This window comes from Carnobacterium sp. TMP28 (assembly GCF_047553015.1).
In the GTDB taxonomy this organism is placed as follows: Bacteria; Bacillota; Bacilli; order Lactobacillales; family Carnobacteriaceae; genus Carnobacterium_A.
This window is the reverse complement of sequence record NZ_CP180212.1, coordinates 132,999-157,006: the sequence shown is the minus strand read 5'-3', so window position 1 is coordinate 157,006 and position 24,008 is coordinate 132,999. Positions and strand designations below refer to the sequence as shown.

The following is a 24,008-nucleotide window of genomic DNA, read 5'->3' as shown; positions in this document are numbered from 1 at the left end:
CCTTTTTGATACAATACGGTCAATGTATCTAAATAGATTCTAATGAGATTTGTTTGTTTTAATAGGAGTTTTCTTCATTCTATAGGAGTCTCTATTAAATTTTGGTATACTAATGACGTATGTAAACAAGAATCTTAATAAAGGAAGTAATCAAATGACTTCACTACAAAAAAAAGACTTTTTAACCAATCAATCGTATGTCATTTATGATTCCGATACGATGCCTTTTAAAAATCAAACCATTTCTCATTTTGCTCTATCCGATAGCCTGACCACTTTTATTGGAAAACAACAACACAAAGCAGCCATTCATTTTTGGAGTACCAATCAGTTGGTTATCATTGGAATGATGGATACTAAACTGCCTCATCTATCAGATGGATTAGCTGTTCTAACAGCTAATCAGCAACCCTATATTGTTCGTAATTCAGGAGGTTTAGCCGTTGCAAGCGATCCTGGTATTCTTAATTTCTCTCTTATCTTCTCAGAAGAATCGACCAATCGAATAACCATTGATGAAGGTTACGACTTCATGTTTCGCTTAATTAGCGAGACATTTAAAGAATACAATAAGCCCATTGAAGCTTATGAAATTTCAGATTCTTATTGTCCAGGTGATTTTGATTTGAGTATCAATGGTAAAAAGATTGCTGGGATAGCTCAACGACGAATAAAAAATGGTGTTGCGATTATGATTTATCTAAGCGTGACAGGTGACCAAAATAAGCGCGCTCAGCTATTGCAAGATTTTTATACAGCTGGATTACAAGACGAACAAGTAAAATGGCATTTCCCTAAAATTAATCCTGCTGTAATGGGCACATTAGAAGAATTACTTGGCGTTAAGTTAACTGTACAGAATGTAAAAGAAAAAATTATTCAAACATTACAAGAACGACACTGTACATTTGAAATTGGTGGATATACCCCTGAAATTTTATCTCTTTATGAAGAAAGCAAGCAAAAAATGATTAATCGTAATTTACAGATGCTTAAAGAATCCGCTCAAAAGGAGTTGTTGATATGACCCTTAACCATGATGCTGAACAATTACTACCTATCGAACAAGTTTTTCGTGATCCTATTCACGACTACATTCATATCCAACACCAATTAATTTTAGACTTAATTGATACCCGTGAATTTCAACGTTTGCGTCGAATCAAACAATTAGGAACCTCTTCTTTTACTTTTCATGGAGCTGAGCATTCTCGCTTCACACACTCACTGGGTGTTTATGAGATTACTCGCAGAATTTGCGATAAATTTGCCCGTAACTATCCTGAAAAAATACCTGGTGATGGCGGTTGGGACGATTCGGAACGTTTGGTAGTCTTATGTGCAGCACTTTTACACGATATTGGCCATGGTCCCTATTCACATACGTTTGAACGAATCTTTAAAACGGATCATGAAGCGATAACGGTTGAAATTATCTTGTCTTCTGAGACTGAAATCAATAGGCTCTTGAAAACAGTCGCTAGTGACTTTCCTGCTAAAGTAGCTAGCGTTATCCAAAAAACATATCCTAATCCTCAAGTGGTACAATTAATTTCCAGCCAAATTGATGCTGACCGGATGGATTATTTATTGAGAGATGCTTATTTCACAGGTGTTAACTATGGAACATTTGATTTAACTAGAATTTTACGCGTTATTCGTCCCTATAGCGAGGGAATTGCTTTTCAAATATCAGGAATGCATGCAGTGGAAGATTATATTGTCAGTCGTTATCAAATGTACATGCAAATTTATTTTCATCCTGTTTCTCGTAGTATGGAAGTTATTCTTGACCATTTATTAAAACGGGCCAAGGAATTATACGAAGACCCAGAGATGCAGTTGCATTTCCAAACAGATTTATTGATTCCTTTCTTCAATCAAACTGCATCACTAGAAGATTATTTAAAATTAGATGATGGTGTCTTAGGAACTTACTTTACACTATGGAGAGAGGAAAAAGATGCTATCTTAAGTGATTTAGCTACTCGTTTTCTTGATCGTAAGCCATTTAAATCAGTCCATTTTGTAGATAAACAAGATCAGGCTATTCTAGAAAAATTAACTGCTCTTATCCAAGAAGCGGGCTATGACACAGATTACTATACTGCTGTCAATAATAGCTACGATTTGCCTTATGATTTTTATCGTCCTAACCAACTCACTAATCGAACGCAAATTGAACTCATGTATCCTGACGGTTCTTTTGTTGAACTTTCAAAAGCCAGTGAAATTGTGTCTTCTTTGGCAGGGAAAATGAGAGGCGATGAACGATTCTATTTTCCAAAAGAATTTTTAAAACCTAAAACGGTGGAAGAAATCACTTTATTTGAACCTATTTACCAAGAATTCAAACGATACATTAAAAATGATGCTATCATCCAACCTACAAAAATACTGGAGGAATAAAACAGATGACAATTGAACTCATTGCTATTGATTTAGATGGAACATTATTAAACAACGATAAGACAATTAGCCCAAGAGTGAAAGATACATTGATAAGAGCAAAAGCAAAAGGAATTAAAGTTGTTATTTGCACTGGCCGACCTTTACCCGGCGTAATCAATTTTTTAGAAGAATTAAATTTACAAGAAGCGGGCGATTACGTGATTACGTACAACGGTGCGCTTGTTCAAAAAGCAGACGACGGTACAGCTATTGCTCACCATACTATGTCATTTGATAATTTTTTAGAAGTTGAAGCAATGAGTCGAAAAATCGGGGTCCATTGCCAGACATTGGATGAAAACGCGATTTATACTTCTAATAAAGATATTAGCAACTATACTGTTCGTGAGTCCTCTTTGGTTAACATGCCGATTAAATATCGACGTGTTGAAGAAATGGATTCAAGCTTAGTCATCAGCAAAATGATGATGGTTGATGAGCCTAAGGTCTTGGATGCTGGTATTGCACAAATTCCTCCTACTTTTTATGAAAAATATACCGTGTTGAAAAGTGAGCCTTTTTATTTAGAAGTTTTAAATAAAGCTGCTAGTAAAGGACTAGCTTTAAAAGATTTATCTGATATTTTAGCTATCCCTCAAGAAAACATCATGGCTATAGGAGACAATGAAAATGATCGCGATATGCTCGTTTTTGCTGGCGTTGGAGTAGCAATGGGTAATGCTGTTGAGGGGATTAAGGCCATTAGCAATTATATTACAGATACAAATGAATTAAATGGTGTAGCAACTGTTATCGAAAAATTAGTCTTCAACGAATGAAAAAAACACTTAGGAATAGCTACGGTTTGTAGTAATTCCTAAGTGTTTTTTTATTTTTGGCTAAGTAGTTCACCATTTAAAGCATAGTTTTCTGGTTGCATCTCATTAAGAATAATATGTACTTTCTCACTTGGAGCACCTGTATTTTTAACGACTGCTTCGGTTACCTCTTTGACTAAATTAATTTTTTGTTCTACTGTACGTCCTGCAACTAATTCAATATGAACGAATGGCATTTTTATTCCTTCTTTCTCTTTCAAATTCCCCTTAATTTCTTTGCAATAGAGCGTTTCATTAGAAAATTTCACTATTCTTTTGTATACTTACTTTGTACGAAAGATACTAGAAAGGAGTTTTGCTACATGTCAGATTCAAAAGTTTTGTACCAAACTACTGCTATTAATACCGGAGGAAGAAATGGAGAAAGTCACTTACCAGATAAATCCTTCTCGGTACGCGTATCTACACCTAAAAAAATGGGAGGTCCTGGTCAAGGAAGCAATCCTGAGCAACTTTTCGCACTTGGATATAGTGCCTGTTTTAACTCCGCCCTAGAGCATATCATGAAAGAAGAAAACAGCAGCGGGAAATCACAAGTTACCGCAACGATTGAATTGATTTCTGATCCTACTGACAATGGCTTTAAGCTTGCTGCTACTATGGAAGTTGCCATTGAAGGAAAAGATTTAGCTGAAACAAAAGTATGGGCTGACAAAGCACATGCCTTTTGCCCTTACTCTAAGGCAACCAAAGGCAATATTGCTGTTACAGTAACGGCTGTTGAATACAAAGAAGATCTTTAAAAATAACTAGTCAACAAAGGAGTCGGATTTAAAAATTCGGCTCTTTTTTCTATGCTTTTTTTCTGATTAACCCACTTTTCACTTTGTATCTTTTATATATTGCTCGACTGCCCAACGGTGACTGCCGCGTTTTAACTTCTTCAAGGCTTCTAAAGGCGTCATCCACTCTATCGCATTAAAGTCTTCTAGAGGTTCCCCAATTCCTTGCCAAAAATCAATCTTATAAAAGTAAGCAGGATTATGGTAATACTTTTTACGATGAGTAGAATAAAAGTAATCTTCACCAGCACCGATATACTTACCAACTTCTACCTCATAACCTAACTCTTCTATACATTCTCTTTTGAGAGTTTCCTCATCTGTTTCTTGTTTCTCTTTTTCGCCTCCTGGCAATAAATATGAACCATTTGGTGGTGAAACAACAACTATTTTATCTTTAGTGGAATTCAATACAATACCATATACTCCAATTCGCAGATGATAATTTTCTGTTTTTAGTCTTTCACCAAACGTATGAGTAATCATGTCCATCACCCTCTCATTTTTTATAACCCTCATATCCTAATCTTATTCTCATTATTTTAACCGTTTACATAAAAAGAGTCAATCTTATTTACAATAAAAATAGAGTAGATTTCTCTACTCCTAAAAAAGCCCACCGTCTACTCTTTGTATGACAAGTATTAACTCGTACTTTTTTTGATTAAAATAGATTTCGAGATAGTTTCTATCGCTTTTATTTGAGCTTTGTTGCTTTAAGAAAAGCCTTATTTTGAAGGATACCATATAATAAAAGACAATTAACCGGCGCTAGAACTAAACTTTGAATAATACGTGCTGGAAAAATAGCGTAAATAGCTTTGTCTAATATGATTTTTAGCCAAAGTGTATTTAAACCCAAGTTAATAATCACCGTTATCAACAAAACAGCTAAGATGACTCGTTTGAGCGTTTTAGGTTTTTTATATAAAATTAAACCATAGATAACGCCACCTAAAAAAGCCGATAATGTAAAACCTGGAAAATACAAAGCTATTTTAGGGAAAAGCATAATTCCCATAAAGTCTGCCATTGCAGCAGCTGTACCTGCAATCCATGGTCCATAAAGCATCGCTATAATAGCAATTGGCAAGAAACCGAAACCAATTCGAACGATTGGTGTTTCTATTGCTACGAATCTTGTTAATATAATATCCAATCCCATCAGTAATCCGATGATTGAAATACTTCTTGCATCAAACTTATTCTTACCCATCTTGAAGATCTCCCTTTAAGAGCTCCACACATAAAAACTATGCAGCGAATGCAGAAACAAAACCGCAAATTACCTAAGTAATTTTTCGTCTGAGGGCAACATCCCATCCCTACAGCACTTAACGCTTCGTTTCCTACTCTGATTATTTGACTAACAAGTTTACTCAACTTGCTGTCGAAGATAACTATAGCATGGTTTGAATTCGTCTGACAATTTAACTGCCTATTTAGTTTTCAAAAAATTAACATAGAGTAGAGAAAATCAACACTCTTTCTCATTTACTTGTTAATCAAGTTCTTCTATTAACTGTTTCATTTCTTCAATTTCTTTCTTTTGAGCTTTTATAATATCATCTGCTAGTTTTTTTACCCTTGGATCTTTAATATCTGCTCGTTCACTTGTTAATATTGCGATAGAATGGTGTGGAATCATCCCTTGCATGTAATCAACTTCATCTATCGTTGTTTGGTTTCTCATCAGAAAGAAAGACAAAGAAAATATAACGATACTTGTCATGACGATTGCTGTATTCGCTTTTTTATTTTTCAACATATTAAGCATGAATAGAAGCATCACAATTGCCATAACACATGTTGACAATATCGTCATATAAAGTCTCATCTCACTGAAAAAAACATGGTCTAATTGATACGTATTCAAGTACATAACACCGTACATTAGGATACTCGAAGTTAAAATCATCCCTAAAAATTTAACGTAACCTTTAGTCATCTTCTCACTCCTTTTCTTATTTTGGTATTAAAAAAACTAATTGGCCTTCTTGTAACTTACTTTAATTCTATCGTTTTTATTTCTAAACTACAAATGAAACACTTTTAAAGAAAAAGTAGAATTGGATATACATTCAGTGATTTTCCTCTTTTTTAAGAATAAAAGTAAATAAAAAATAGAAACGACAACTCATTTTTTCTAAACAAATGAGTCGCATTCCTATTTTAAAAAATTAATTTGCTAGCATTTTAATGCTTGTATTTACCTTAATTAATTTTTCTAATTTTTCTTCAACAACTTTATTTACTTCATCCATTTTATCGACTGCACTCATATAATTTAAATGTTCTTGTGTACTCATGCTTTCTTTAAATTGCATAATGTTTTTTTGCATGTCAATTATTTTATTTAATATATCTAAGCTATCTCCATACGCTTCGATAAAATCTTCTAACTCTACCTTCAATTCAATTTCAACTTTAGTTTCTGCCACAGTATTCCTCCTATTGCTCTTTTTATTTTTTTAATAAATACGCTACTTTTTAGACTGACTAATAACTAACGACTTTTTTATTTTTATTACAAAGGAAGATTTCTTCTTGAAAAAATAATTTGCCCTATTCCATAAAATATAAAAGCTAAAAGAAATAAAAGAATCGTTAACCAAAAACTATTTTCTTTTCCAGCAAGAATATTTTCTGGAGAAAATAAGCTTAAGAATGTAACATACTTCAAAAAAGCATACTCTTCGCTCTGCTTAGCTAACATTTGTATCAAAAAGGCTGCTAGCGGAACTCCAATACTCCAGAAATAGGCTGTCCTTGCTTCATTGCATACGCAAGATACTAGAAAACCAAAACCATTAATAAGTAAGTGCAATCCCAACAAGCCAATGTTTAAATACAAATATGAGGACACCATTAATTCTCCTGACCATTGGGGCCTAAGAACCCTAGCACTTCTCCTTTTTTTAGATGAAACGTTAAATCAAAGACTCCACGACCCTCTCCGTAGTCAACGGTTAACTGATTTACTTCAATACTATTCATACCAGTTATTTTCTCCTTCCCTATAAATATAGTTTTTATTTTATTAAACTATTTTATCTTACTATTATGTAAAATAATCACCTTATGATTTAAAGTTGATTTTTATTTTTTAAATCTAATTAAATCTAATTAGATAAAGAGCTTTTACTATCTCTAGTATAAAAAATAGGATGTATACCTATTGGACTAACTTCTATTTTTTAACCAATAAATGGTTCTTATTTAATCATATTATCATAATTTAAATTAAATTTATATTCTATTTTTCTTCTGTGATAAAGTTCCTAACTTTATTTTTATATTTATCTTTACTCTCGCCTATGGTAACATGTTTGTTTATAGGGTTTTTTACACTGATGATTTTAAAGAAGGAAGGTATTTATGCAAAATTATAAAAAAGAATGGTTTGGCAACATTAGAGGAGATATATTAGCAGGAGTAGTTGTTTGTTTGGCCTTATTCCCTGAAGTTATTGGCTTCATGCTCGTTGCAGGTGTTGAACCTATTGTCGGGGTTTATGCAACTTTTTTCATCACAGCCGTTGCTGCCTTCTTTGGAGCACGTACAGGATTAATTTCCGCAGCTGCCGGATCTGTTGCTTTGGTTCTTGCAAACTTGGTTGCAGAATACGGCGTTAATTATCTTTTCGCTGCAACTATTTTAGCTGGCGTTATCCAAGTAGTCTTAGGCCTTTTCAAAGTAGGTATTTTAATGCGCTATATTCCAAAACCTGTTATGTTAGGATTTGTAAATGGTTTAGGAATTATGATGTTTTTATCTCAATTAGACCACTTTAAAGGATCATCTGTTTTAATTTTATTGGGTGTAGTTGGAGTAGCTATTATCTTTTTAGCACCAAAGCTAACAAAAAGAATTCCTGCACCTATTATTTCAATTGTAGTGATTACTGCACTAGTCTTAGGCTTAAATTTAAATGTTCAACTTTTAGGTGACATGGGGACGATTTCTAGTGAATTGCCTCGATTTGGAATTCCAAAAGTTCCATTTACTTTGGAAACATTAAGAATTATCTTTCCCACTTCTCTCTCCGTTGCAATTGTAGGCCTTGTCGAGTCTTTATTGACTGCTCAGTTGGTTGATGAATTAACACATACGCCAAGTGATAAAAACAAAGAATCTTTGAGTCAAGGTCTAGGCAATCTAGCTTCTGGATTTTTTGGTGGAATAGCTGGCTGTGGTATGATTGGTCAAACAATTATTAATATCAGTTATGGCGGTATCGGTCGTCTAGCAACTTTCCTATCTGGTTTCTTTATGTTGATGTCTGTTGTTCTATTCAACAAGATAGTCGTCCAAATTCCCATTATTGCTTTAGCAGCTGTTATGGTCGTCGTGGCTTATGAAACAGTCGATTGGAGATCAGTTAAACGATTAACTATCATGCCTAAAAATGAAAGCTTTGTTATGATTACGACGATTGCTATTGTCTTAGTGACACACAATCTAGCATATGGAGTAGTAATAGGAACATTAATAAGTGCTATTTTTGCAGCATTTAAAATGACTCATATTAGTATTGAACCCGGCACAGATACTGATGATTACCATTACAAAGCTCACGGTCATCTTTATTTTGCATCAGCTGAAAAGTTTACAGACTTTTTCATGAATGATTTTACTCATGAAGGAAATTTAGTTATCGATGTTAGTGCTATGACCCTCTGGGACTCAACAGCTGTTGAGGCTGTAGATAAACTCATTAGTAAAAATAAAAATACTGGTTCAGACGTTACTCTTATCAATCCTAATAAACAAAGCAACGATCTTTTGAAAAAAATATCTTCTCACCATAAAAAATAATGTTAAAAGAATAATGAACTAAAGATGAATAGAAGCTAGGACTATTATCCTAGCTTCTATTCTTTTATTTTTTAACTTTCTTCTTTGTTTCAACAGGCATCTTCTCACCTGTAAACGGATTGAGTTCATAAGACATATCTCTATTGTTTTTCTCTTCTGCATCAGAAACATTTTTGCCAAGTGCCCAGTAGTATAAACCTGTTGGAATAACCATTATTAGTAGCATTACTCTTATCCACCACATACAATTCCTCCTAATAAACTATTATTTCTAAACTTTTAAAGTTCATTTAATCAAAATTCTATATTTAGTAGAGAGCGCCCTGCATGATGATGAATTTTTCTCCAATCTACTAAGCCTTCACCTAAACCACGTAACAAAATTTCTCCTGTTCCCATATTAGTAGCTAAAGGGATCTCATAAACATCACTCAATCGTAAAAGAGCACTAACATCCGGTTCATGAGGCTGTGCTGTTAAAGGATCTCTTAAGAAGATAACCATATCTATTTTATCATCTGAAATATAAGCTCCTATTTGCTGATCTCCACCTAGTGGTCCTGATTTGAATCGATGAATGTCTAATCCTGTTTCATCAATTAATCTTTTTCCTGTTGTTCCAGTAGCATAAAGAGAATGTTCTTTTAATATTTCTTGATAAGATGAAATTAATTTAACCATTTCATCTTTTTTCTTATCATGAGCAATCAGTGCAATATTCAACTCTATTCCTCCCTTTTACAATTTAACCTTGTGGCAATCATAACATGGAATGAATGAAACCGCATTAATGAGCTTAGATAAAAATTGACCATGATCTGGATAATTCTTTTGAAATTAAATACATGACGTTTATTCTTTCATCCCCCTATATTCTTAACAAAAAATAGACTGTTTATTCATACTTTCTTCACACTTAGTCAGTATAATGGGGATATACCAATAACAACCAACTTTTTATCTTTTCATTTTTACCTCATACTCCTCCAAAGTATAGGTACTACTCCTTTTAGCCACTTGCTCTTATAGCGAGTGGCTTTTTATTTTTTTAAAACTCAAAATAAGCACCCGTAGTCAGTTTTCTAGCACCACTGGAAATGAGTAGAGAGTAATAACGAAGGACTTTTGCATCATTTTGGAGTAACTAGTTCTTCATCAGGCACATACTCTAAGATTTCTCCTGGCTGACAGTCTAATACTTTACATATAGCATTCAATGTAGAGAATCTTATTGCGCTAACTTTTCCTGTTTTAATTTTGGAAAGATTGACAGTTGCGATACCTACTTTTTCTGAAAGTTCATTTAAAGATATTTTTCTATCTGCCATCATTCTATCCAATCTTAATATTATCGCCATCTTGTTCCTCCAATCTACAACGTCTCATCTATTTCTCTTTGCAGTAGCGCGCCATAAGCAAAAATTTCTGCTAACGCATAAAATAAAATGGGGGCAATTAAACTCACTCCATCTAGACTGATAGAGAAATATTTCCCTGAAATCATCATCCAGTGGAGAATATTAGGTAAAATTAGTGGTATAAAAAGTACCCCAATAAGTAGCCTTGAAATTTTTTTTAATCGTTTAACTTGTTTGTCATTAAAAGGTGATTCGCCATTTGAAATATCCTTAAAAATAAAACTAGCTAAGAAAAATATTCCTGCATACGAACCAGTCACCATTAATCCAGTAATGAGTTCTATGTATCTTTCTTTTATTTGTACCAGTGGTGTTTCTACACCTTCCCAGTAACTTGCGTTAAAGAATACAAAAGAACTTTGAGATGATTCTAAATATAGATTATCTAAAAAGTTACCGTCAAGAGCCATTCCAACAATCAATAAACCACTTATAGAGATAATAAAAACGCCTATATATTTTAAGATAATAGTCAACCGTTTACTTTTAGAAATAATCTTCTTGTTCATGCTTATCTCTCCAATACTTTTCCTTAAATATACTACTATTTTTAATGTTTAACAACTAATATTTAACGTTTATCGTTAAATATTAGTCGTTAGACTTTTTTTAATAAAGCAACTAAAATTGCTTAGTTTTGACTGCTATTAAAAATTGAAAGATAGTTTTTTAAGTCAAAAGCTGTTAAAATGGTAAGCAATTGGCAGTCATCGCTATTAGTTTTGAATGACTCTATTTCGAAGGAATGGATGGGGTATAATGAATAAAACAGCAAGACAAACACTAGCATCATGCAAACGAGTAATTATCAAAGTTGGTACTAGCACAATCATGTATCCCAATGGAACCGTTAATTTACAAAGATTAGATAAACTAGCTTTTGTTTTAAGTGATTTAAGAAACCAAGGTAAAGAAGTTATCTTAGTCTCTTCTGGAGCCGTGGGTGTTGGACTTCATCGATTGAAGTTACAACAATCACCTAGATCGATTCCAGAACAACAAGCTGTCGCTTCTGTGGGACAAAGTGAACTTATGAGTTTGTACAGTACTTTTTTCTTCAATTATGGACAGATTATTGGTCAGGTTTTAATGACACGAGATATTGTTATCTTCCCAGAAAGCCGCTTGAACGCTATTAACACTTTCGAACAACTACTCAAGCAGAAAGTTATTCCTATTGTGAATGAGAATGATACTGTCGCAGTAGACGAATTAGATCATGTGACTAAATTTGGTGACAATGATAAATTATCCGCTATTGTAGCAGAAATTACTCAAGCGGACCTGTTGATTATGTTATCCGATATTGACGGATTCTATGATCGCAATCCTAATGAGGATAATCAAGCTAATTTATTTCATGAAATCAATTGCATCACACCAAAACTATTTTCACTTGCAGGTGGTGTTGGTTCGAAATTTGGAACTGGCGGAATGGTTTCGAAATTAAAAGCAGCTGACCACATTTTAAAGCACGCTGGTAAAATGGTTTTAGCAAATGGTGCTAACCCAACAGATATTTTTAAAATTATTGCTGGCGAAGAAATAGGCACTCTTTTTATTCCTGAATACGACTAACCAATAGAGAGGAATCTATGTGTATGAAAACATTAATCGAATTAGGTGAAGAAGCAAAAAAAGCTAGTAGCTATCTAGCTTTAGCTTCAACAACAGAAAAAAATTATGCTTTAAAAATGATGAGTCTAGCTATCCTAGAAAATGTTGATAAAATTTTATCCGCTAATCAAAAAGATTTGGCTGCTGCTAAAGAAAATAAGATTCCAGAAACATTAGTAGATCGACTGATTTTGAATCAGGATCGCCTTCAAGAAATGGCAGACGGTCTAGTTCAAATTTCTGATTTACCAGATCCAATAGGGATTGTTGATAGTATGTTTAAAAATGAAGCTGGTCTAACTATAGGAAAACAACGTGTTCCTCTTGGAGTTATTGGTATTATTTATGAATCTCGTCCAAATGTAACAACAGATGCTGGCGCGCTATGTTTTAAATCCGGTAATGCCGTTATTTTAAGAGGAGGAAAGGAAGCCATTCACTCAAATACAGCCTTGGTTACCATTCTGCAGCAAACATTAAACGCTACTGGTTTCCCTATAGCTTGTCTTCAGTTAATCGAAGACACTTCTAGAGAAACTGCTCGCGAGATGATGCGGTTAAACCGTTATTTAGATGTTTTGATTCCTCGAGGGGGTGCGCGTTTGATTCAAACGGTACTAGAAACCGCTACTGTCCCAGTCATTGAAACCGGTACAGGTAATTGCCATATCTATATCGATAAAGATGCACAACTAAAGATGGCTACAGATATTGTTGTCAATGCAAAATGTTCTCGTCCTTCTGTTTGCAATGCTGCCGAAACGTTAGTGATTCATAAAGACGTTGCTGCGGAATTTTTACCTTTTATTGAAAAAGCTCTAGCTGATTACCATGTAGAACTAAGAGCCGATGAAAAAGCTTATCAATTTCTGAAAAAAGCCGTCCCAGCAAAAAAAGAAGATTGGGAAACAGAATTTCTAGATTTTATTCTTGCTATCAAAGTAGTTGATTCTCTTGAAGAAGCTATCAGTCATATCAATCAATACAGTACAGGTCATTCTGAAGCTATTGTAACCGACAATTATTTTTCAGGACAACGATTCCATCGTGAGATAGACTCTTCAACCGTTTATATTAATGCTTCAACACGTTTTACAGATGGTTTTGAATTTGGTTTTGGTGCAGAAATTGGTATTAGCACTCAGAAACTTCACGCCCGTGGGCCAATGGGACTAGCTGAATTAACTTCTTCTAAATACATTGTTTTTGGTGAAGGACAGATTCGTTAATGTCTCGTTCATTAACCATAAGCTGCCATCTGATTTAAACCAAGGGATGATTAACCTTGGTTTTTTATATAGCTATTTCTTCCATTCGTTGATCCACAAATAAATAGATCGTCTACCCTTATTTTATCTAAGTGCTCGTCAGACACTTTTATCTAGTCTATTTATACTAAACTAAAAAATTAAAGAAAAAGGGGATCGATTATGACAAACAAACAGTCCATCGCTATTATCGGTGCAGGTATAGTAGGTGCAACAACAGCCTTTTACCTTAGCACTGCAGGCTACGATGTCACTATCTATGACGAAGGTACTGGGCAAGCAACTTCTGCAGCTGCTGGAATTATCTGTCCGTGGCTTTCACAAAGACGCAACAAAAAATGGTATCAATTAGCTGCTACTGGAGCAGCCTTTTATCCGACTCTACTCCGCGACTTAAAAGAAGATTCAACTCATTCTGATATTTATCGTCAAGTTGGAACAATCGTTTTCAAAAAATCTCCTGAGTTAGTGTCTAAATTAGAAAAAATAGCTTTAAAAAGACGAGAATTAGCTCCTGAAATAGGGGAACTAACGATTCTTTCGCCCGATGAAGTAAAAGCTAAACTACCTTTATTAGTATCGAATCAATCTGCTTTGTTTGCTTCAGGTGGCGCTCGAGTAGACGGGTCATTGCTTACTAAAAAGTTACTAGATACCGCTACATCAAATGGTGCTACAGTTAGCAATAAAAAAGCTCAATTACTCTTTTCTACTAACGGAACTTATACCGTCTCTACTTCTGGAAAAAATCAGGAGTTTTCCACTGTTGTTTTAGCTGTAGGTGCTTGGCTACCAGAAATTTTAGAACCTTTAGGATTTTCTGTTGATATTCGACCTCAAAAAGGTCAATTAATTTATTTAGAAGTAGAAGAAGAGACAAAAGATTGGCCTGTCGTTATGCCCGATGGTGAAAAAGATCTGATTCCTTTTCCAAATGGCCGTATCGCGATCGGTGCTACTCATGAGAATGATGAGGGATACGACTTAACCGTTAATCAGGAAAAACTAGCTGCTATGTTAGCCGACGTCGCTAGCGTTGCTCCCAGTCTAGCAACTGCCATTATCAAAGAAGCACGTGTTGGCACTCGTGCTTACACATCTGACTTCGCGCCATTTTTTGGTGAAATTCCAGGCTATCCTAATCTTTATGTCGCTAGTGGATTAGGTTCGTCTGGTTTAACTTCCGGACCAATTATTGCTCGGATTTTGACTCAGTTAATTATGAATGAACCGACCGATTTACCAGTATCAGATTATCCTGTAGCTTCTTATGTCCACAAATTAACTAATTAACTGGTCAGATCTATTTAGTATCTAAAAAAGAGTCTGGGACAAAAGGTCTCTCAAAAAAAATACACTCCCAAAACTATGAACTATTTTGTTCAGTAGTGGGAGTGTGTTTTTCTATATTTTTATAAAAACAAATGAGAGCGGAACTACTTTTTTTCACAAAAGTAGTTTTGTCCCAGCCTCTTTATATACTCATTAGTTTAAGCAATAAATTACTGTTTAACCGCATAACTTAAAGGCTCTATTATAAATTCTTGTTTATCTTCGATATAAATACGGTGCCAAACCATAAAGGTTAGCATAACCCATATTTTACGTGAATAATCTATTTTACCTGATTTATGCTTATTCAATAAATCTACTACATATTTCTTATTTAATAGATGATCTGTTTGTGAATCATTGATAATTTGCAGAGCCCATTCGTACATTTCATCTTTAAGCCAATGACGAATTGGAACTGGAAACCCAAGCTTTTTACGATATAAAACATCATTGGGAACAATGCCTTCAACAGCTTTTCTCAGAATATATTTTGTTGTTCCATTGGCAATTCTCAAATTAGCTGGAATTTGTTTGGCAACGTTAAATACTTCTTTATCAAGAAAAGGCGTTCTTAACTCTAAAGCATGAGCCATTGTCGTTCTATCTGCATTCAATAGTAAATCGCCACTCAGCCAAGTATTGATATCAATCAACTGCATTCTATCAATCGGACTGTACCCTACTGTTTTTTGGTATAAAGGATTTGTTACAGCAATATAAGGATAGTTGGTATTATAATTTTTCAAGATTTTTTTCTTTTCAACTTCGTCAAATATTTTAGCATTACCCACATAACGATTTTCTAAAGAAGTTGTTCCTCTTAACAGGAAGCTTTTACCCTTTACTCCTTCTGGCATCAGTCTAGCTAGATAATGAATCGCATAATTTGTTAAACGACCTGTATTAGCAAACATTCTCAAAGAATGTGGCTCATTATATATTCCATATCCACCAAATATTTCATCTGCGCCTTCACCTGACAAAGCTACTTTTACATGTTTTCGAGCTAACTTCGACAAGAAAAATTGAGGAACAGCCGCTGGATCTGCTAAGGGATCATCCATATGCCAGACAAATCTGGGAAATTCGTCCATAAACTCTTGAGCAGTAATAGTATAACTAAAATTATCCACTCTCAATTCTTCTGCTGTTTCTTGTGCTAAGTTAATCTCATTATACCCTGGCCTTTCAAAGCCTACGGATAGTGTCTTTAATTTGGGGTTAAACTCTCTAGCTATTGCAGTAATAATTGAAGAATCAATACCACCTGATAAAAATGAGCCTACTGTCACATCTGAACGCATGTGTTTTTCAATCGAATCATATAAACTAGTCTTTATTTCCTTAGCAAATTGTTCTTCTGTTTTTACTACTGGCCTAAAGTCAGCCTGCCAGTACTTTGTAATCACTAGTTCATGGTTTAATTTTTTGGTAATAGAGTGTCCCGGCGGCAATTCTTTGATTGCTTTATGCATTGTATCTGAACTTGGCACATATTGAAATGTTAAATAATTTTGTAAAGCTACTTGGTCTAATTCTTTATTCTCAATAACATTTAAAATAGCCTTTTTTTCTGAAGCAACATACAGTCCTTCATCTTCAACAGCATAATAAAATGGTTTGATACCAAATTGATCACGTGCCCCAAAAAATGATTTTTCTTGCTTGTCCCAAATAACGAAAGCAAACATTCCTCGTAATTTCTCTGTTACTTTTTCTTTGTATTCAACATAAGCAGCTAGTATAACTTCTGTATCGCTAGTGGTCTGAAAAATATATCCTTTAGCAATCAATTCATTTCTCAGCTCTATATAATTGTATACTTCTCCGTTAAAAATAATCCAATATCGTTCTTCTCCATAAGATAATGGTTGATGACCGTTTTCAATATCAATGATACTTAAGCGTCGAAATCCTAATGAAATAGACTCATCATTATAGTAACCCTCTTCATCTGGACCTCTATGGACAATAGACTGGTTCATCTTTTGAACAAGTTTTTTTTGATTTCCCACCAACTGTTCTTTTTCATTCGATACATATCCAACAAATCCGCACATTCTGATTTCTCTCATTTCTCCAGCTCTTAGATAAGAATCTTTCTTTGCTGTTAGTTATAGTGACTATTAATTGAAATTTATTCTTCTACATAGTTTAATTTACAGGAAGTTGCTTATTATTTCAATACTAAATGACAAAACCACTACATTTATGTCTAAACTATTTCAATTATTTTTTATTTTTGCTTTTCTATAAAAAAATACTCGCTTTGATTAATAACTTATCCAATTAAAAGTTGTTTTTATGAATGAATGCTAAAAAAAACAACCTCTAAAATTTCAGGTTGTTTTTCTTATATAAAGACTTTTTTTATTTCGTATAAGCACTATATTTCCCAGTTATTGGATCCATTTTCATTAATATTTTTGTTGAAATATCGTATTTGAACAGACCTACCATATTTGAAATTTCTACTTCATCCACTTTATGAGCATGACGAATTTCGATTTGATAGGTAGTTTTATCCTCTTTTGAACTATAAAATTGATTATCTTTAGCAGATATACCTGTTATCGCTATAACTTTTTCTAGTACCATGATGCGTTCTTCTTCAAGAGAAATGACTGGCGCTTTTTCTGAAGCTATTGAGCTACTTGAAGACACTGAGCTGCTACTTGTATTTTCTGATGAGAAGGTTGCTGAACTTTCAGTCGCTTCCTTTTCAACTAACCAAGTTTTAATCTCCTGGTCACTAGCAGTTTTAATGTCTTTACCTGTTGTTTGCTTAAATTCAGTTGCGGCTAAATTAGAAACTCTTTCGGTCTTATAAGCCGATTCTTCCAGAATTTCTGATGTTTTATCTGTTTTCACTTTATCTGCTTGAGCAGTATTAATTTTTGTTTTTAATTCTGTTACTTGAGTTTCTAGTTTAGGGTAATCCGTTAAATCATTTTCTAATACTAGTTCAATCGTACCAGCTGCTTCATCCAACTTGCCACTTTCAAATTGAACTAAGCTAGTTTTATAGTTTGTCCGGTAACCATCTTCAGTAGACTCTACTAGATTTGATGAGTCTATTTCTACGAGTTCACTAGAATTCGTTGATGACTCTATTGAAGTGCTATTTGCTGCTTCATCACAAGCCGTTAAGACAAATAAAGCTGTTGTTACTATAAGTAAACCTGCTAATTTTCTAACCATCTTTGCTTCCTCCTTTAGATATCTTTTTCTTTATTATACCCTAAATCTGCTATCTTACTAATGCTTTATGTGAGGTTTGTATAACTTCTCTATTTCAATTATACTTAAAAAAGTTAAATGGAAGGATGTTCTGTATGAGAAACTTTATAAATGATTTTAAAAAATTTGCTTTTAGAGGAAATGTACTAGACTTAGCCGTCGGTGTTGTCATAGGTGCTGCTGTTACATCCATTGTTTCTTCTTTGGTAGAAGATATCATCATGCCGTTAGTCGGTATGCTAACTGGTGGCCATGATATTTCAGCTTTATCTATTAACATAGGTACAGCTAAGTTAGCCTACGGTTCTTTCTTACAAGCTATTCTTAACTTCTTAATTATTGCACTCGCTGTTTTCATTTTCATAAAACTAATTAATCGTGCTGCAACTAAATTTAAAAAGGAAGAAGAAATTGAAAAACCAAAAATTGAAATTCCAGCTGCCGAACAATATTTAAAAGATATTCGTGATTTATTAACTAAAGAAACTCCCCCTATTGATTTACCTTAGACAAAAAACCTCTCCGAAAGACTTTCTTTCAGAGAGGTTTTTCTTAGTCTACTTGATAATCAGGATTTTGATAGTTTTCTTTTTTCAATCCTTTAATACTCATCATAATAACAAAACTAAACAGATACAATGCAGACAAAAATAGCATCACAGCTAGTAAATTATATTTATCTAAAATAATTCCGATAGCTACAGAAGAAAAGCCTCCTACTGCACGTCCAACATTCAATATAACATTATTTGCTGTTGAACGAATATGAGTTGGATAAAGTCTTCCTACAATTGCTCCGTAGCCTGCGAACATCCCATTAGCAAAGAAACCAACAATTGCTCCACCTAACAATAGCGTCCACTCACTCGTAGCTGTTACAAACAGAAATACTGAGGCTGCAGAAGCTAATAAAAATAATCCATAAGCTGTTCTAGCACCTAACTTGTCTAAAAGTCTGCCAAACAATAGCATCCCAATACTCATTCCAACGATAGTAGAAATCATCCAAATAGATGAACCAGATACAGATAAGCCTAAGTTTTTTTGCAAAATAGAAGGCAGCCAGTTCATTAATCCAAAGTAGCCAGCAATTTGGACAGTCGCCATTAACATTAACGAAATAGTCATTCTTGTTAGTTTTGGTGTTTTAAATAATTCATTAATTGAGATGGAAGGACCATCCTTTTTTAGTTTTGTTTGTTTCCATTCATCCGTTTCATCCAGATGTTTACGAACAAGAATGGCCATAATGACCGGAAATAATCCAAACAAGAATAATGTATTCCAGCCTAGTGTTGGGATAATAATTGCTGCAAGGATAGCAGCTAGGATTGAACCCATTTGACCAGAGATTGTTACAATAGATGTCATTGCCCCCATTTTTTTCCTAGAGAAAACTTCAGCGACTAATGCCATACCTATTCCGTATTCTCCTCCAGCTCCTACACCTGCTAAAAATCGGAAAATATAAATCAAGTAAATATTGGTTGCAAAGTACATAGCTGCTGTCGCAAAGGCAAAGATATAAACCGTATAACTGAACATTTTTATTCGACCTTTTTTATCTGCCAATACACCAAATAAAACGCCCCCTAATAACATCCCTAGATTTGTTATCGTAGAGATTAGTCCTGCTGCCGCACTCGTTAGCTGCAATTGAGCGGTAATCGAAGAGAGTGAAAAGGATAAAAACATAATATCCATATTCTCTAATCCGTATCCTACTGCTGATGAAGCTAATACCTTCTTTTGGTAGCCTGACATAGTTTGATTACTAGTTGCCGTTTGTTGTTTCATATTTTATTTTCCTCCTAAAACGAATGATCTCGGTCATTCATTATTTTATGACATTAATACTAGTATACAAAGTATCTTGTCTTTGAGCAACTCTTTTTTTAAGTTGTATTTTCAAAACAGCATCTAGACAAAAATCCTAATGCTTTTTTTATTAAATACTATGGAAGATAGCATAAATTTCTTGTTTTTTACTTTCTCTTACTTTAGCAACTAATTTAATAGCTTCCTTACTTGAAATCTCTTTTTCTTCCATTAAAAGATTCACGTGTTCGATTACTGATAAATTTTCCCACGATGTATCTGGCTTTGCCATCAACGAGGCTCCACTATTTCCTTCGATAATTAAACAAAATTCTCCTCTAATTTCCGAATTTTCGGCCCATTCTACCATTTCTTGAGTTGTTCCACGAATAAATTCTTCGTATCGCTTAGTTAATTCGCGGCAACAAACTAATTTTCTATCCGGACCAAAGACCGTTACCATATTTTTCAATACTTCTTTTAATCTGTGCGGAGATTCATATAAAATAAGTGTTTCCGGTCTACAATTCAATTCCTTTAATTCATCTAGTTGTTCCTTCTTCTTTCGTTTCAAAAATCCATAAAAGTAAAATCGTTGTGGTGCAATTCCTGATGCTATCAAAGCTGTTAAACCAGCACTTGCTCCTGGTAATGGGACTACGGGTATATCGGCATCAATACAGGCAACCACTAATTCATGTCCAGGATCACTGATAGACGGCATTCCTGCATCACTAACTTGAGCAATCGCCTCACCAGCTAGTAACTTTTCTATCAATTGATTTATTCGTTCTTTTGTATTGTGTTCGTGAAAACTAATTTGAGGTGTTTTGATTTCAAAATGATTTAACAATTTTTGTGTGTTGCGTGTGTCTTCTGAAGCGATTAAGTCAACTTCTTTAAGTAACCTAATACCGCGTATTGTCATGTCTTCTAAATTTCCAATAGGTGTGGGAATAAGATACAGTATGCCTTTGTCACCTTTTTCAAAACTCTTTTGACTTTTCATTTAATTCTGCCTCCTCTACATCTTTTAAGCGGTTCACTAATACACAAGTCTCACTTACGTTTATCGGAAATTTAACTCCTTGTATTTTCAAAAACTCTTCTTTCTTCTTACGTGATTTTTTTTTAAACGCATACTCTGCTTTAGTTGCCTGACTGCGCGTATCAAACGCCTGAGCATAAATCATTTTAACCGGCCGACGCATCTCAGGCTTAGTGTACTTAGCCCCTAATCCGGTATTGTGTTCTTTTTCTCTTCTAGCTAGATTTACTGTATATCCGCCATAAAAACTAGTATCTTTACAATACAACACATAAAAATAGCTAACTATTTTTTCCATATAACATCTCTTTCACTTCAGGTAGATACTCATTGTCTAGACTGTAAACAATCAGTGGTGGCAAAACACGAAATCCATTGTCTTTTCCATCTTTAATGGCTTCTATTAATACTGTATTTGCCTCTTTATTCTCTTTAGGATAAACAAATCTTATCTTTTTAGGAGCTAACCGATGTTTTTTCATAGCATCGAGAATTTCTAACAGACGATCTGGCCGATGTACAAAATAAGCTTTCCCATTCATTTTTAACAAGCCACTTGTCACGTTCATTAGTTCGTCTAAATTCGTATGCAATTCGTGTCTAGCAATAGCTAAATGGGAATTAGGATTTTTGATACTCGTCCCTTCGTTAGCAAAATAAGGAGGATTACACGTAACAATATCTACTGAATCTTTTTTTATCCATTCTAAGGCCTCATTTATATTGCCTTCAACAATAGACAACTGGTCCTGTAAATGGTTCATTTGAATACTGCGTTCTGCCATATTCACTAACCTTGGTTGAAGTTCGATACCCATAATAGAACTAGTTGTTTTTTTACTTAATAATAAACCAATAACACCATTCCCTGCACACAAGTCAATAATTTTCGCCCTATTGTGCTTGGGAACTTGTGCAAAATCTCCTAATAATATAGCATCTAGAGAAAACGAAAAAACAGATGGACTTTGAATAATTTTCAGTTCGTGACCAATAAGTTGATCTATTCGTTCGTCTCCTTGTATCCATTTTTCCATACTTAACACTCCTTTATTGATGTTAACCGCTTTTCATTATAGCATAAAACAAACCACTAGCAGGGCCAATGAGTTGTTTTTATCTATCGATTAATTGTTAGAGTATTCGTACAATCTTACCTTTAGTTTATTTAACTCTCTACAATGATGAACGTTTACGATCGCTTTCAAATAAAATAGACTATCCATTATAAATCGAATAGCCCTTAATTTTAAGTAAGGCATAACTACCTTGATTAACCAAACCCACTACTCTAATTCCAAGTTTGAAAAAGCTCATCTATCTCTTGATTTAAAGGCGGATTTACTCTTGTCAGTAAGTCTATCCGCTTAAAAGTTATAGCTTTACTCTCTATTAGCAACTCTCTAGTTTAGCTTTCCTTTCGCAAATAAAAGATGGCAAAAAGAATACGTTCCTTTTTACCATCTTTTAGTTAACTACTTTATGACTAAAATTTATCGCTTATATTAGTTCGCTCGCTTCATTTAATTCAAATGTTGATTCTGAATGAGCTTTAAGAAATTTATCTGATTTAAGATTATTTTTGAGCGTGATTTCCTCTTTAGTTTCATCCGGATGAATCATTGTAAAACTAAAATTTGTGGAATCTTTTTGTCGTGTCAAAAACTCTTGCAATTCCAAACTCGTCATCTTGTTTAATTGATGCATATTAAACTCCACCTTTCTTGTATCGACTCTCTTCACTACTTGCAATATAACACTCAAAGCAAAAGATTTCTAATCATACACTTTAATCAATTCGTTTAAAGATGAACTAACTTCTAAGCTGACTACTAACTTTAGTGGAGATTTAGGTATTAAAAGAGTAACTCAACTGTCCTTATTTAGTCGTTTATTCAGATAATAAAAAGACAGTTCCGATTAATTGAATCGAAATTATCTTTTTAACTCGCTATTTTTATTTATTATCCATTTATTTAACCAGTATAGTTATTTTTTATCTTCGTTCTCCATAAATGACATCTAGACAAAAAGCACACGGTTCATCGTTCATCCGACGCGAACCATAAAAGACATTACAGACATGAAAACCATCTTCATACAACTTTTCTAAATTCAAACGCGACTTACTCATCTCTGGCTCTACGATTTCTTCACTTGAACGTTGCAATTTTTCAAGATCACTTAATCGATCTCTTAGATGCTGATTTTCGATCTGTAGAGTGGCGTTTTCTTCAACAAGTGCTTCTACTTCACTTCTTAAATCAGAAATTTGGTGTAAAGTAGCATCTGTATCTTTTTCTAGTTTCGTAAAGCTATCGTATAAAGTTTTTTTATCCATTCCTTTTCACCCACTCTTTACTGAACTTTGTCCCGCTTTTTTTAATCTTTTGTCACTATTAAGGTTAATTGCTCAAAAACTCCCTGTGCATTTACGTTGTTCTCTAGTTTCTTTCGGCTTTGTAAAATAGATTCAATTGAACACGATAGTTTTTTACCACTCATTTGTTTTGCTATTTTTTCCATCTGCTCTCTATATTGTGGATAAGCTAAGATATCTATTGTTTCATAATGCACTTTTAGCACATCACGATAGGCTAATAATACTAAATCAATCGCAAGTAAATGCTGATTTCTTTCTTTAAAATGAGGCATAATATCTGTTTGAATAAAAATAAAACTACCATCTTTTTTAGTTATCATCTGAACAAACCATTTAAATCCAATTTTTGAAGCTTCATGAAACCATTCATCTTGACTCATCAAAACAGCCGTTTCCAAACTATTAGTCAAATGGACAAGTAAAGCAGACTGAGAACTGTCTAATTGCTTTTTCTCTAATTCGTCTAACAACCGTTGTTTAGATAAATTACGAAAATGAATCAGTTGACAACGAGAGAGGATAGTCGGTAAAAGTCGCTGTTTAGCTGTTGTTAATAAGAAAGCTATTGCTTTTCCATTCGGTTCTTCTAAAAATTTCAATAAACTATTTGCAGCGCCAGGAGTCATTTTTTCAGCATCTTCAATGATAAATACTTTTTGCTGACCTTCCACTCCACTTTTTGAAAACTCTGCTTTCAATTGTCTAACCTGTTCTACCTTAATGGACAAGCCGTCTGGAGCAATTTCTATCACATCTGGGTGAACTTGTTTTAGTACTCGAACACAGGATGTGCATTCTTGACAAGGCAAACTATCCACTAGATTCTGGCAAAAAAGTGACGCTGCTACCCACAAGGCCATATTTTTTTTACCTGTTCCAGAATCCCCTTCAAAAAGATAAGCATGAGTTAATTGCTTTTTTTTAATCGTTTTTTGTAGTTGATTAAAAACAATCGGTTGAATACTTCTTAAGTTATCTTCGATTCTCATCA

29 protein-coding genes and 1 riboswitch are annotated in these 24,008 nt (G+C 34.0%); of the genes, 9 read left to right on the top strand and 20 right to left on the bottom strand.

Features of this window, described 5'->3' with window-relative positions; genetic code table 11:
• The first annotated feature begins 154 nt into the window (after positions 1 to 154).
• Genes ACMHYH_RS00795 through yidA form a run of 3 tightly spaced genes read left to right on the top strand, consistent with a single transcriptional unit; the run spans position 155 to position 3,230 of the window.
• Positions 155 to 1,027 (top strand): biotin/lipoate A/B protein ligase family protein, encoded by an 873-nt coding sequence (locus ACMHYH_RS00795; RefSeq protein ID WP_414839520.1) that lies wholly within the window; start codon positions 155 to 157, stop codon positions 1,025 to 1,027.
• On the top strand, positions 1,024 to 2,409 hold the full coding sequence (locus ACMHYH_RS00790) for an HD domain-containing protein (RefSeq protein WP_414839519.1): 1,386 nt from the start codon (positions 1,024 to 1,026) through the stop codon (positions 2,407 to 2,409). The genes ACMHYH_RS00795 and ACMHYH_RS00790 overlap by 4 nt, the downstream gene beginning before the upstream one ends.
• Before the next feature lie 5 nt (positions 2,410 to 2,414).
• Positions 2,415 to 3,230, top strand: coding sequence for a sugar-phosphatase (yidA, locus tag ACMHYH_RS00785; protein ID WP_414839518.1), 816 nt, complete (start codon positions 2,415 to 2,417; stop codon positions 3,228 to 3,230).
• A gap of 50 nt (positions 3,231 to 3,280) precedes the next feature.
• Here yidA and ACMHYH_RS00780 read toward each other — a convergent pair whose 3' ends face one another.
• The gene (locus ACMHYH_RS00780) at positions 3,281 to 3,538 is read right to left on the bottom strand and encodes a 2-hydroxymuconate tautomerase (RefSeq protein WP_414839517.1); all 258 of its coding nucleotides are present in this window, start codon (positions 3,536 to 3,538) and stop codon (positions 3,281 to 3,283) included.
• Positions 3,539 to 3,592: 54 nt separating this feature from the next.
• On the opposite strand from ACMHYH_RS00780, the gene ACMHYH_RS00775 reads away from it, so the two are divergent.
• On the top strand, positions 3,593 to 4,033 hold the full coding sequence (locus tag ACMHYH_RS00775; protein ID WP_414839516.1) for an organic hydroperoxide resistance protein: 441 nt from the start codon (positions 3,593 to 3,595) through the stop codon (positions 4,031 to 4,033).
• Positions 4,034 to 4,111: 78 nt separating this feature from the next.
• Here ACMHYH_RS00775 and ACMHYH_RS00770 read toward each other — a convergent pair whose 3' ends face one another.
• The 6 genes from ACMHYH_RS00770 to ACMHYH_RS00745 all read right to left on the bottom strand — a co-directional run bounded on the left by ACMHYH_RS00770 (position 4,112) and on the right by ACMHYH_RS00745 (position 7,069).
• Positions 4,112 to 4,558, bottom strand: a complete 447-nt coding sequence (locus ACMHYH_RS00770; protein WP_414839515.1) for an NUDIX hydrolase — start codon at positions 4,556 to 4,558, stop codon at positions 4,112 to 4,114.
• A gap of 211 nt (positions 4,559 to 4,769) precedes the next feature.
• Entirely contained in the window at positions 4,770 to 5,288 is a 519-nt protein-coding gene (locus ACMHYH_RS00765; RefSeq protein ID WP_414839514.1) for a folate family ECF transporter S component, read from the bottom strand.
• 40 nt (positions 5,289 to 5,328) lie between these two features.
• Positions 5,329 to 5,431, bottom strand: a riboswitch (THF riboswitch).
• A gap of 142 nt (positions 5,432 to 5,573) precedes the next feature.
• Complete coding sequence (locus tag ACMHYH_RS00760; protein ID WP_414839513.1) at positions 5,574 to 6,020, bottom strand: DUF305 domain-containing protein; 447 nt, start codon at positions 6,018 to 6,020, stop codon at positions 5,574 to 5,576.
• Between the two features lie 232 nt (positions 6,021 to 6,252).
• Complete coding sequence (locus ACMHYH_RS00755; protein ID WP_414839512.1) at positions 6,253 to 6,513, bottom strand: hypothetical protein; 261 nt, start codon at positions 6,511 to 6,513, stop codon at positions 6,253 to 6,255.
• A gap of 86 nt (positions 6,514 to 6,599) precedes the next feature.
• Complete coding sequence (locus tag ACMHYH_RS00750; RefSeq protein ID WP_414839511.1) at positions 6,600 to 6,938, bottom strand: hypothetical protein; 339 nt, start codon at positions 6,936 to 6,938, stop codon at positions 6,600 to 6,602.
• 2 nt (positions 6,939 to 6,940) lie between these two features.
• Entirely contained in the window at positions 6,941 to 7,069 is a 129-nt protein-coding gene (locus tag ACMHYH_RS00745) for a hypothetical protein (protein ID WP_414839510.1), read from the bottom strand.
• A 381-nt stretch (positions 7,070 to 7,450) separates the two neighbouring features.
• Here ACMHYH_RS00745 and ACMHYH_RS00740 point away from each other — a divergent pair, with 381 nt between their 5' ends.
• Positions 7,451 to 8,890, top strand: a complete 1,440-nt coding sequence (locus ACMHYH_RS00740; protein ID WP_414839508.1) for a SulP family inorganic anion transporter — start codon at positions 7,451 to 7,453, stop codon at positions 8,888 to 8,890.
• Positions 8,891 to 8,954: 64 nt separating this feature from the next.
• Here the strand turns inward: ACMHYH_RS00740 and ACMHYH_RS00735 are convergent, their stop codons facing one another.
• From ACMHYH_RS00735 to ACMHYH_RS00720, 4 genes are all read right to left on the bottom strand, one after another.
• On the bottom strand, positions 8,955 to 9,134 hold the full coding sequence (locus ACMHYH_RS00735) for a hypothetical protein (RefSeq protein WP_414839507.1): 180 nt from the start codon (positions 9,132 to 9,134) through the stop codon (positions 8,955 to 8,957).
• A 50-nt stretch (positions 9,135 to 9,184) separates the two neighbouring features.
• Positions 9,185 to 9,613, bottom strand: coding sequence for a methylglyoxal synthase (gene mgsA / locus ACMHYH_RS00730; protein WP_414839506.1), 429 nt, complete (start codon positions 9,611 to 9,613; stop codon positions 9,185 to 9,187).
• A gap of 407 nt (positions 9,614 to 10,020) precedes the next feature.
• Positions 10,021 to 10,248: a helix-turn-helix domain-containing protein gene (locus ACMHYH_RS00725; RefSeq protein WP_414839505.1), complete on the bottom strand. Its 228-nt coding sequence runs from the start codon at positions 10,246 to 10,248 to the stop codon at positions 10,021 to 10,023.
• Between the two features lie 14 nt (positions 10,249 to 10,262).
• Positions 10,263 to 10,817, bottom strand: coding sequence for a hypothetical protein (locus ACMHYH_RS00720; protein ID WP_414839504.1), 555 nt, complete (start codon positions 10,815 to 10,817; stop codon positions 10,263 to 10,265).
• Positions 10,818 to 11,067: 250 nt separating this feature from the next.
• Between ACMHYH_RS00720 and proB the strand changes: the two genes are divergently transcribed.
• The 3 genes from proB (at position 11,068) to ACMHYH_RS00705 (ending at position 14,486) form a co-directional block, all read left to right on the top strand.
• Entirely contained in the window at positions 11,068 to 11,886 is an 819-nt protein-coding gene (proB, locus tag ACMHYH_RS00715; RefSeq protein ID WP_414839503.1) for a glutamate 5-kinase, read from the top strand.
• A gap of 17 nt (positions 11,887 to 11,903) precedes the next feature.
• The gene (locus ACMHYH_RS00710; protein ID WP_414839502.1) at positions 11,904 to 13,154 is read left to right on the top strand and encodes a glutamate-5-semialdehyde dehydrogenase; all 1,251 of its coding nucleotides are present in this window, start codon (positions 11,904 to 11,906) and stop codon (positions 13,152 to 13,154) included.
• Positions 13,155 to 13,355: 201 nt separating this feature from the next.
• The gene (locus ACMHYH_RS00705) at positions 13,356 to 14,486 is read left to right on the top strand and encodes an NAD(P)/FAD-dependent oxidoreductase (RefSeq protein WP_414839501.1); all 1,131 of its coding nucleotides are present in this window, start codon (positions 13,356 to 13,358) and stop codon (positions 14,484 to 14,486) included.
• Positions 14,487 to 14,695: 209 nt separating this feature from the next.
• Here ACMHYH_RS00705 and asnB read toward each other — a convergent pair whose 3' ends face one another.
• Together asnB and ACMHYH_RS00695 are read right to left on the bottom strand one after the other, a co-directional pair.
• The gene (gene asnB / locus ACMHYH_RS00700) at positions 14,696 to 16,588 is read right to left on the bottom strand and encodes an asparagine synthase (glutamine-hydrolyzing) (RefSeq protein ID WP_414840314.1); all 1,893 of its coding nucleotides are present in this window, start codon (positions 16,586 to 16,588) and stop codon (positions 14,696 to 14,698) included.
• Positions 16,589 to 16,898: 310 nt separating this feature from the next.
• Entirely contained in the window at positions 16,899 to 17,729 is an 831-nt protein-coding gene (locus ACMHYH_RS00695; protein WP_414839500.1) for a hypothetical protein, read from the bottom strand.
• Between the two features lie 134 nt (positions 17,730 to 17,863).
• Between ACMHYH_RS00695 and mscL the strand changes: the two genes are divergently transcribed.
• Positions 17,864 to 18,277, top strand: coding sequence for a large conductance mechanosensitive channel protein MscL (gene mscL / locus ACMHYH_RS00690; RefSeq protein ID WP_414839499.1), 414 nt, complete (start codon positions 17,864 to 17,866; stop codon positions 18,275 to 18,277).
• Between the two features lie 43 nt (positions 18,278 to 18,320).
• Here the strand turns inward: mscL and ACMHYH_RS00685 are convergent, their stop codons facing one another.
• The 7 genes from ACMHYH_RS00685 to holB all read right to left on the bottom strand — a co-directional run bounded on the left by ACMHYH_RS00685 (position 18,321) and on the right by holB (position 24,006).
• Positions 18,321 to 19,565, bottom strand: a complete 1,245-nt coding sequence (locus tag ACMHYH_RS00685; RefSeq protein ID WP_414839498.1) for an MFS transporter — start codon at positions 19,563 to 19,565, stop codon at positions 18,321 to 18,323.
• Positions 19,566 to 19,716: 151 nt separating this feature from the next.
• Positions 19,717 to 20,595, bottom strand: a complete 879-nt coding sequence (gene rsmI, locus ACMHYH_RS00680; protein ID WP_414839497.1) for a 16S rRNA (cytidine(1402)-2'-O)-methyltransferase — start codon at positions 20,593 to 20,595, stop codon at positions 19,717 to 19,719.
• Entirely contained in the window at positions 20,573 to 20,932 is a 360-nt protein-coding gene (locus ACMHYH_RS00675) for a GIY-YIG nuclease family protein (protein ID WP_414839496.1), read from the bottom strand. Before ACMHYH_RS00675 ends, rsmI begins: the two co-directional genes overlap by 23 nt.
• Positions 20,916 to 21,671 (bottom strand): tRNA1(Val) (adenine(37)-N6)-methyltransferase, encoded by a 756-nt coding sequence (locus ACMHYH_RS00670; protein ID WP_414839495.1) that lies wholly within the window; start codon positions 21,669 to 21,671, stop codon positions 20,916 to 20,918. Before ACMHYH_RS00670 ends, ACMHYH_RS00675 begins: the two co-directional genes overlap by 17 nt.
• A 463-nt stretch (positions 21,672 to 22,134) precedes the next feature.
• Positions 22,135 to 22,341: a hypothetical protein gene (locus tag ACMHYH_RS00665; protein WP_414839494.1), complete on the bottom strand. Its 207-nt coding sequence runs from the start codon at positions 22,339 to 22,341 to the stop codon at positions 22,135 to 22,137.
• A 289-nt stretch (positions 22,342 to 22,630) separates the two neighbouring features.
• On the bottom strand, positions 22,631 to 22,975 hold the full coding sequence (locus ACMHYH_RS00660; RefSeq protein ID WP_085558815.1) for a DNA replication initiation control protein YabA: 345 nt from the start codon (positions 22,973 to 22,975) through the stop codon (positions 22,631 to 22,633).
• Between the two features lie 41 nt (positions 22,976 to 23,016).
• The gene (holB, locus tag ACMHYH_RS00655; protein WP_414839493.1) at positions 23,017 to 24,006 is read right to left on the bottom strand and encodes a DNA polymerase III subunit delta'; all 990 of its coding nucleotides are present in this window, start codon (positions 24,004 to 24,006) and stop codon (positions 23,017 to 23,019) included.
• Positions 24,007 to 24,008: the final 2 nt, after the last annotated feature.

Excerpts from the sequence above, each read along its gene's own strand:
- mscL (WP_414839499.1), top strand. The coding sequence starts at position 17,864 with ATGAGAAACTTTATAAATGATTTTAAAAAATTTGCTTTTAGAGGAAAT.
- ACMHYH_RS00670 (WP_414839495.1), bottom strand. The coding sequence starts at position 21,671 with ATGGAAAAATGGATACAAGGAGACGAACGAATAGATCAACTTATTGGT.
- ACMHYH_RS00710 (WP_414839502.1), top strand. The coding sequence starts at position 11,904 with ATGTGTATGAAAACATTAATCGAATTAGGTGAAGAAGCAAAAAAAGCT.
- ACMHYH_RS00665 (WP_414839494.1), bottom strand. The coding sequence starts at position 22,341 with ATGCATCAATTAAACAAGATGACGAGTTTGGAATTGCAAGAGTTTTTG.
- ACMHYH_RS00760 (WP_414839513.1), bottom strand. The coding sequence starts at position 6,020 with ATGACTAAAGGTTACGTTAAATTTTTAGGGATGATTTTAACTTCGAGT.
- asnB (WP_414840314.1), bottom strand. The coding sequence starts at position 16,588 with ATGTGCGGATTTGTTGGATATGTATCGAATGAAAAAGAACAGTTGGTG.
- ACMHYH_RS00790 (WP_414839519.1), top strand. The coding sequence starts at position 1,024 with ATGACCCTTAACCATGATGCTGAACAATTACTACCTATCGAACAAGTT.
- ACMHYH_RS00725 (WP_414839505.1), bottom strand. The coding sequence starts at position 10,248 with ATGGCGATAATATTAAGATTGGATAGAATGATGGCAGATAGAAAAATA.
- rsmI (WP_414839497.1), bottom strand. The coding sequence starts at position 20,595 with ATGAAAAGTCAAAAGAGTTTTGAAAAAGGTGACAAAGGCATACTGTAT.
- ACMHYH_RS00660 (WP_085558815.1), bottom strand. The coding sequence starts at position 22,975 with ATGGATAAAAAAACTTTATACGATAGCTTTACGAAACTAGAAAAAGAT.
- ACMHYH_RS00770 (WP_414839515.1), bottom strand. The coding sequence starts at position 4,558 with ATGATTACTCATACGTTTGGTGAAAGACTAAAAACAGAAAATTATCAT.
- proB (WP_414839503.1), top strand. The coding sequence starts at position 11,068 with ATGAATAAAACAGCAAGACAAACACTAGCATCATGCAAACGAGTAATT.
- ACMHYH_RS00745 (WP_414839510.1), bottom strand. The coding sequence starts at position 7,069 with ATGAATAGTATTGAAGTAAATCAGTTAACCGTTGACTACGGAGAGGGT.
- ACMHYH_RS00685 (WP_414839498.1), bottom strand. The coding sequence starts at position 19,565 with ATGAAACAACAAACGGCAACTAGTAATCAAACTATGTCAGGCTACCAA.
- ACMHYH_RS00705 (WP_414839501.1), top strand. The coding sequence starts at position 13,356 with ATGACAAACAAACAGTCCATCGCTATTATCGGTGCAGGTATAGTAGGT.
- ACMHYH_RS00695 (WP_414839500.1), bottom strand. The coding sequence starts at position 17,729 with ATGGTTAGAAAATTAGCAGGTTTACTTATAGTAACAACAGCTTTATTT.
- ACMHYH_RS00735 (WP_414839507.1), bottom strand. The coding sequence starts at position 9,134 with ATGTGGTGGATAAGAGTAATGCTACTAATAATGGTTATTCCAACAGGT.
- holB (WP_414839493.1), bottom strand. The coding sequence starts at position 24,006 with ATGAGAATCGAAGATAACTTAAGAAGTATTCAACCGATTGTTTTTAAT.
- ACMHYH_RS00775 (WP_414839516.1), top strand. The coding sequence starts at position 3,593 with ATGTCAGATTCAAAAGTTTTGTACCAAACTACTGCTATTAATACCGGA.
- yidA (WP_414839518.1), top strand. The coding sequence starts at position 2,415 with ATGACAATTGAACTCATTGCTATTGATTTAGATGGAACATTATTAAAC.
- ACMHYH_RS00720 (WP_414839504.1), bottom strand. The coding sequence starts at position 10,817 with ATGAACAAGAAGATTATTTCTAAAAGTAAACGGTTGACTATTATCTTA.
- ACMHYH_RS00765 (WP_414839514.1), bottom strand. The coding sequence starts at position 5,288 with ATGGGTAAGAATAAGTTTGATGCAAGAAGTATTTCAATCATCGGATTA.
- ACMHYH_RS00740 (WP_414839508.1), top strand. The coding sequence starts at position 7,451 with ATGCAAAATTATAAAAAAGAATGGTTTGGCAACATTAGAGGAGATATA.
- ACMHYH_RS00675 (WP_414839496.1), bottom strand. The coding sequence starts at position 20,932 with ATGGAAAAAATAGTTAGCTATTTTTATGTGTTGTATTGTAAAGATACT.
- ACMHYH_RS00795 (WP_414839520.1), top strand. The coding sequence starts at position 155 with ATGACTTCACTACAAAAAAAAGACTTTTTAACCAATCAATCGTATGTC.